The organism is Cyanobacteriota bacterium (assembly GCA_025054735.1).
Taxonomy (GTDB): Bacteria; Cyanobacteriota; Cyanobacteriia; order SKYG9; family SKYG9; genus SKYG9.
The window spans coordinates 1-6,891 of the sequence record JANWZG010000197.1 but is presented as its reverse complement, the minus strand read 5'-3'; the positions used below and the strand labels follow the sequence as shown (position 1 = coordinate 6,891).

The window sequence follows — 6,891 nt, the reverse complement described above, 5'->3', positions numbered from 1 at the left end:
CAAAGCCTTCTGCGGCTGGGGTCGGGGTACCATCCTTAAAAGCAGCCTGGGCAGGTGGCCCTTTGATGTCTTCCGTTTGGTCTGCCTGCTGAGTTGGCAACCCAGTAATGAGCACAGCTAGCCGACGTGGGGTTGCGTATACTTGCACCGCTTCTGAATTTAACTTCTGTTCTGCAAGGCTTTGAGGGATGCGCTGCTGCCATTGGGCAATTGCCTCGCTGATAAAGCTAGCGGGTAGTTCTTCAGTTCCGACTTCAAGCAAAAAAGTTGCCATGGCTGCACTCAGAGGTTCTATATCACACTAATCTCAATTCAGTGTACCGCTTGCGATCGCCTCTACAACCATCAGGTTCGATGGGATCAAGCCTAGATAAACAAAGTATTACCAGCAATATTATTGACCAATAAAATTGGTATAGACATTAGCTACTCAGTAACCGTGGAGTGATTGATAACTAAGTCTGTCCGTAGTCAATAACTATAAGTCATACAGGTTATTGGCAAGGCCTGAGTTTATGCTTGTTGACTGTAAAAAGCACAACATAGCTGGCTTTTAGGTGTAAACTTGTGTCACCGTTTTGTTGAATATGGCAATGGAGGTTTATGTCTCCTATTAGCACTGAATGTGTATCTGGAGTCATATGGCAAGTTTCTGGGCATCTACTGGGCATCTAATTGTGAGGATGCAATCGCGATCGTAAGGGCTAAGGCCATCAACTCAATTGGAGTCGCTAATAATTCCGGCCCCTACCTGTGTGGGACACTGCCCACGACCAAGCCAATGCCATGAGCAATGCTATCTAGACCTATTTCACGATCGTCTAGAATAGATGTGTCTAAGCAGTGGCCTGTAACGAGTAAACTCTAGTACACAGCTTACGGTTTGGATAAGATGCCTCCTCCCGCTGGGCGATCGAAATTTAAATTGACTTAAATTGACGGCTCGAAGGAGTAGTGGCAAAATCCTAGGTCATAGTTGTTGCTGGCTAATTGAATGAACCTAGCAGACTGCTATCGAGTATTAGGGCTACGCTCAGGCGCATCGTTTGAGGATGTAAAGTCATCCTATCGGCGGCTGGCACGTCAATACCACCCAGACACTAATCCTGATGACCAACAGGCCAAGGAAAAGTTTATTGAAGTGACGGCTGCCTACAAGTTTTTGCTGGAGACGATCGCACCTACCGAACAACCTACTAATGAACTAGCAACAGAGTCTGGTGACAGTCAAAAGCAGACGGCAAAAAGGTCTGCATCCACCAAAACTACATCTACCAAAACTAAAGTTAAAGTCACCCGCAAGGAGCCGAAGATACAACTCAATCCTGACCTGTCACCGTTGGAACATCAACTTAAGGAAAAGTCTTACCAGCAGTTGCAGCAACTCCTCAAAAATCAGCGATTTCCGAGGGCAATCGCCCTAGTTGAGGGGCTAGCTGAGCGTTTACCCAAGGATCCAGAAGTAAAGCAGTGGAAGGCGATCGCCTATCAGCGTTGGGGACGACAGCTTGTAGATGAGCGTCAAGTTGAAAAGGCACGGATTTACTTGAAAAAGGCACTCAAAACTGATCCCCACAATCGATCGTTGTGGGCAGAAGTTGAAAAAGAGTTCCGTCGAATTGAAAAAATTTTGTAGGGTTAGGCCAGAGTTGCGTTTTCATCCGTAGGCTATGCTGCCATCCACGGTTACGCTTGGTCAGACAGGGTTGCTAAAACGTCTGCCGTTTCTAATGTCGGTAACCCCACCGGTGGTCGATTATATAGCACCATAGTTGTTGTGGAATTTACCTGAAAACCAATGCGCTCATAGAATTGCTGCTGGTGAGTAGTCATTAGATAGGTGCGCTCGACGCGATTCATGTGCGGATGCATGAGGATAGTTTCCACCAGTTTGCGCCCTAGGCCAGCTCCTTGGTAGTTGGGATGGATTACTACATCCCAGATTGTAGCGCGGTACACACCATCGGAAGTAGCACGGGCAAACCCAATCAGACGATCGCCTTCCCAAACCGTGACCACAGGCTTACTATTTGTAATGGCTACTATTAAGTCCTCACTACGGCGATTCTGTGCCCAAAAGGCTGCTACTTGAAACAAGGCTTGAAGTTGTTCAACCTCGAGGTTGCGCTCTCCATGGTTAATCTGTAGCGATTGCTGGCCCCTATCGTTGACTATCCATTCGCTGACTTCATGCACACAAAACTGAATAGCACTGCAATCAATCATTGACGTTGTATCCTTTTCCCACACCTAAGTACACTTGGATAGATGAGATTTATCGCTAGGCAGCCTTTAGCATAACCACAGCGACTGACGATGGAGCGAGCGTTGTCCCTGCTAAGTTCCCTGTTGACAAAGGTAGCAAGCTGCTAAGCATAAGGCTGTTAGCTCATGTCTTCTCTATCCTAGGACAGCCAACAGATTCGTCAAGATACTACATAGATTTGCCTTTGTAGACTTGCCTACTCAATCAGGCATAGTTTTAACAGATCCCTGCTAAGTCAGCATAGGTATCGAGTGGTGTCAGCAACTAGGGAGTACACCGAGTTACGTCAAGTTGGGTAGGGTTAGGCACGATCATCACTGCATTCACCAGCTCTGATTCCAGAATCCACCCTTGGCCATAATTGGCTAGTGAGCTAGACTCCACTGTGTCAGGTTCTTGGCACACCACTAATTGCACCCAACTCACAGGAGGGCTGTTAGCCTGTTGAGGAACTTGCTTGCTCATAATCCTGACAATGCTGTTGGGGGGAACAGTGGTGACAGTGGGGGAAACTGCGGGCGCTGGATTAACTAGCTCCGTTTGTATAGGATTGCTCAGGATTTGGATCGGGCGAGTAGTTTGAACAATCGAGGCAGGCTCTAGCTGCACAGGTGGCAGGCTTACGGTAGGTGAGGGACTATTGAGGGTAGGGGTAATGGGACGATCGCTGGTAGGTGCTAACCAATGATGCACGAAGGGAACAGCCGTAAACACCCCTAGGGCAAGGATGCCAATTGTAAGCCATGGGCGACGGCGCGATCGCAATAGACGGCGTGGATGGGTTGTAGTCACCAGCCGAGTTTTGAGGCGTGAAGGCTGGTCGCTGACTGATGTCGAAGCTAGTGCAGACAGTTGGCTAGGGGTAGGAGGTTCTAGGGTAGTCGAGGGAGCTTGTAGGACGACATGACAATAGAGCAGTGCAACCGTCACATTGTCGTGACCATTTTGGGTATTTGCAATGTCGATTAGTCGATGGGCAACGGTATTCAGATCAGCATTGCCGATGAGCAAAGGGAGAATCTCCGTTTGCCAGTATCCTTCGACCCGATCGTTATCACTTAGTCCATCGGAACACAGTAAAATTACGCAATCTTCATCCAGAACAATTCGCTGAGTTGTGGGATGCAGGTTGTTGGAAGAGCTAATACCGAGGGCCTGAACCAGTGCTCCAGATGAGTAGTGTTGCAGCGCCTCGTAATAGAACGTGTTACCCAAGCGAACTTCTCGCGTAGCAAAGTCATCGTCGAGGGTTAATTGACGACAGCCCGTGCGTGTAATCTGATAAACTCGGCTATCCCCAACGTGGGTGATGTAGAGGTCATGGGCATGAACAGCGGCAATGAGTACCGTGGTGCCCATGCGTTGACGATCAGCTTTCTTTAGTTGGTTATTGCGCTGATTGATGACATCATTGGCATGGATAGTTGCCATCTTGAGCTGAGTTGTAATGCGGGCAGGGCAACTAGTTGGAGCTTCTAGCGTGAGGGTTTTTAGCTGGTCATAAAGGCTGGTAATGGCTAGGTTTGAAGCCACATCTCCACCTTCGTGGCCACCGATGCCGTCACAGACAATTGCCAATAGTCCAGATAATTCCTGACAGTTGGTAACAGAGCCACTAGGGGGATAGCAAGCATCTTCATTCCGTTGGCGTGTTGGTCCTTGGTCGCTGAGTGTGCAAATTTGGATATAGCGAGATTGCGATCGCATCAATTCTTGTAAGCCCCAGTCCAAAACTGTAACTAGGTGGTCTGCGGTGGTAATTTTGCCTTCTATCAGCCAATGGCACAGTTGCAGCAAAAATTTTTGGATATCTGGCTGAGCAAAGGTTGCCCACTCTAACCAGCATTGCCCTAACTGGCTTAGGGTCGCTGGGATGCCCCCCACATCAGGCACAAGTTCCAGCAATCGCACCCAACCGCCATCTGCTCGAATGACCACTGGGGTAATCAAACTATAGGACATTTGCTCAGCTTGGCACGGGTTCCACAGGCAGGCAATCTGGCGCAACCAACTTAACTGACGAACACTATGGGCGTGGCTCCATACGTGGGTCAGTTCTGGCAGCAACGTCCCAGCTTGATCACCAACCGTCGCGATCGCCCCCTGTTCCAACAAAAGCAGGGCTTCTCCAGAGTCTAAAGAGGCTGTAACACATCCATAGGGTTGAGGGACATGGAGCCGATAGGGTAAGAGCCGCATATAGGCGGCTGCAATTGGTGACACTGTGTTGGGGATTAGGGGGGCTAAACCAGGACGAGTATCCAACAACACACAGGAGGCATTGACAACATAGCGATCGTCAACAACGTGACCTGGTTGTAGCTGGTCTGCTAACTCCCCAATTGCCCATAAATATCGCTTGGGTATCACAGCACCACAATGCTGACAAAACCGACTGGTTTCCAAGTTCATCGTGGCGCAAGTAGGGCAATGGATCATAGCTGTGACGTTACCCATTCATCAAGCCCTTTTGGATTGCTAACTCTACAATCTCCATACTAAAACGTGCCATTCAATCAGCCATAGTTGTTGATGATCAACACTAGACAATCGCCCTAACCCTAGTCCATCCACAGAGTTCATAGTCCATTCCCAGCAGTCCTCGCCTCCATGGCAGGTCATCGTTAGCCTAACGTTATTTTTCTTGTCATAGCTGCTGCTTCCTAGACAAAACCGCTACACTTAAGGGGATGTTGGCATAGAGCATGGATGGGGCAATGGGTGAACAAGTGCTAATCTCTGACGACATTGCTATCCCCGATGTTACTGATTGGGTCACCGAGGACGATACCCCCGTGGATAACTTCGCGTCTGAAAAACAACAGCGCCTCTTAGTGAGTTCCCTCTACAGTTCCTTAAAGGAGCAGGTTTTTCTAGCGGCGGCCAATGTAGGCATCTATCACACTGCGGGTCAGCCTGCGATCGTGCCCGATGTGTTTGTTAGTTTTGATGTGCAAGTTCCCGATAACTGGTGGGAAAAACAACATCGCTGCTATCTCGTTTGGAACTTTGGCAAACCACCAGAAATTGCCATTGAAATTGTCTCTAACCAGGTCGGCGATGAACTGGGAGATAAGTACCAGATTTATGAGCACATGCGGGTAAGCTATTACGTAGTGTATGACCCCAACCAGCAGTTAGGAGAGCAAACCCTCTACATCTATGAACTACGGGGACGACGCTACGTAGAATTGGAGAACCACTGGTTAGACCAAGTAGGTTTGGGGCTAACGCTATGGCAGGGAGAGTTTGAGGAACGGCATGATACGTGGTTGCGCTGGTATGGATCCCAGGGCGAGTCTACACCCGATCGCGAGAGAGCCATCTTTTTGACTGGAGATGAAATAGCAGCGCAAGAACGGCAGCGGGCTGAGCAAGAACGGCAGCGGGCTGAGCAAGAACGGCAGCGGGCTGAGCAAGAACGACAGCGGGCTGAGCAAGAACGGCAACGGGCAGACCGGGCTGAACAGGTACAACGAGCAGCGATCGCACAGCTACGGGCCATGGGTATGGCACCACAACAAATCGCAGATACCCTTGGATTGTCACTGCCAGATGTCGAACAAATGACAGTTCGCGATTCCTGACCACTGCACTGACAGTTTTTTACCAAGAAGCATTCATGCTAACTAAAAACTCCTATGTTGGCAGCCCCATGCGTCACCTACTGATGCTTTTCTTGATAGCGTTAGCGCTAGTTGTAGCTTGCCATGGCAGCAAGTCTGCACCAGTGGTAACTGACTGGGAAACTGGCAGCGCTAACATTACCCTTACCATTCAGGCTCGACAACAGGCTGCACCATTCGTCTGGTGGGAGGCAGAGACCCCCAGCAAGACTAGCTTTCCCTCTAGTAATCCCTTCGCTCCCCAGACTAAGACTGAAGCAGCAGTACTGTCAGCAGGTGCCTGGGTTGGCATTAATGGACAATACTCTACACTGCCCTTCTTAGAGTACGAGGTGACTATTCCTACCACAGGGGACTACCATTTCTACACCCGCAAATTTTGGCACCATGGCCCGTTTCGCTGGCGCTGGGATGACCAGCCATGGCAAGCTACTGGTGATACTGTATACTTAATGGATAGTTCCCCTCTACGACAGTTTGTAGTAGCTAACTGGGTAGGGCTAGGGAAGGTTAAGCTAACAGCGGGTCGCCATCAACTGCGAGTGGAGTTAACCAAGCAAGAGGGAGCTGCTGCTTTTGATTGTTTTGTGCTGACAACAACCCCATTGAAACCCCAAGGTAAGCTCAAGCCTGATCAGCGTTATCAAGCAACTATTAAGGATGGATTTCTGTTTGACCCTGATCCCGACGAATTTATGCCTAGCCCGATCGACCTACGCCGTCTAAACGAGCGGTTTGCAGGTGAGCAAGGATTTATCCAGCGTCAAGGCGAAGTTTTTATTCATGGCAATAACCAGCAGCCTGTGCGGTTTTGGGCAATCAATACCAGCCCAGAAAGCCTGTATATGGATGCAGCCTCCCTAGCTTACATGGCTCGCTTCCTAGCAAAGCTAGGTGTAAATATGGTACGACTGCACGGCAAACTGTGGTCAGACCAAGACTTTCGGACGATCGCACCCGATACGATCGCCCGTCTCCACCACTTTGTGGCAGCCATGA

The 6,891-nt window shown here is 49.4% G+C and carries 6 protein-coding genes; 3 read left to right on the top strand and 3 right to left on the bottom strand.

Going from position 1 to position 6,891, the window contains the following annotated elements; all coding sequences use genetic code 11:
- On the bottom strand, positions 1-274 hold a 274-nt coding region (locus tag NZ772_10780), incomplete at its 3' end, for a glycine--tRNA ligase subunit beta (protein ID MCS6814037.1).
- Between the two features lie 720 nt (positions 275-994).
- Here NZ772_10780 and NZ772_10775 point away from each other — a divergent pair.
- Positions 995-1,636 carry a J domain-containing protein gene (locus tag NZ772_10775; protein MCS6814036.1) on the top strand — a complete coding sequence of 214 codons (642 nt, stop codon included), beginning with the start codon at positions 995-997 and terminating at the stop codon, positions 1,634-1,636.
- Positions 1,637-1,686: 50 nt separating this feature from the next.
- Here the strand turns inward: NZ772_10775 and NZ772_10770 are convergent, their stop codons facing one another.
- On the bottom strand, positions 1,687-2,226 hold the full coding sequence (locus NZ772_10770) for a GNAT family N-acetyltransferase (protein MCS6814035.1): 540 nt from the start codon (positions 2,224-2,226) through the stop codon (positions 1,687-1,689).
- 304 nt (positions 2,227-2,530) lie between these two features.
- Positions 2,531-4,678, bottom strand: a complete 2,148-nt coding sequence (locus tag NZ772_10765; protein MCS6814034.1) for a serine/threonine-protein phosphatase — start codon at positions 4,676-4,678, stop codon at positions 2,531-2,533.
- A gap of 305 nt (positions 4,679-4,983) precedes the next feature.
- On the opposite strand from NZ772_10765, the gene NZ772_10760 reads away from it, so the two are divergent.
- Positions 4,984-5,853 carry a Uma2 family endonuclease gene (locus tag NZ772_10760; protein MCS6814033.1) on the top strand — a complete coding sequence of 290 codons (870 nt, stop codon included), beginning with the start codon at positions 4,984-4,986 and terminating at the stop codon, positions 5,851-5,853.
- A gap of 35 nt (positions 5,854-5,888) precedes the next feature.
- A partial coding sequence (locus tag NZ772_10755; protein ID MCS6814032.1) for a hypothetical protein occupies positions 5,889-6,891 on the top strand: 1,003 nt, incomplete at its 3' end.

What these genes read in the sequence shown, in the direction of transcription:
- NZ772_10775 (MCS6814036.1), top strand. Translation starts at nt 995, where the DNA reads ATGAACCTAGCAGACTGCTATCGAGTATTAGGGCTACGCTCAGGCGCA.
- NZ772_10770 (MCS6814035.1), bottom strand. Translation starts at nt 2,226, where the DNA reads ATGATTGATTGCAGTGCTATTCAGTTTTGTGTGCATGAAGTCAGCGAA.
- NZ772_10765 (MCS6814034.1), bottom strand. Translation starts at nt 4,678, where the DNA reads ATGAACTTGGAAACCAGTCGGTTTTGTCAGCATTGTGGTGCTGTGATA.
- NZ772_10760 (MCS6814033.1), top strand. Translation starts at nt 4,984, where the DNA reads ATGGGTGAACAAGTGCTAATCTCTGACGACATTGCTATCCCCGATGTT.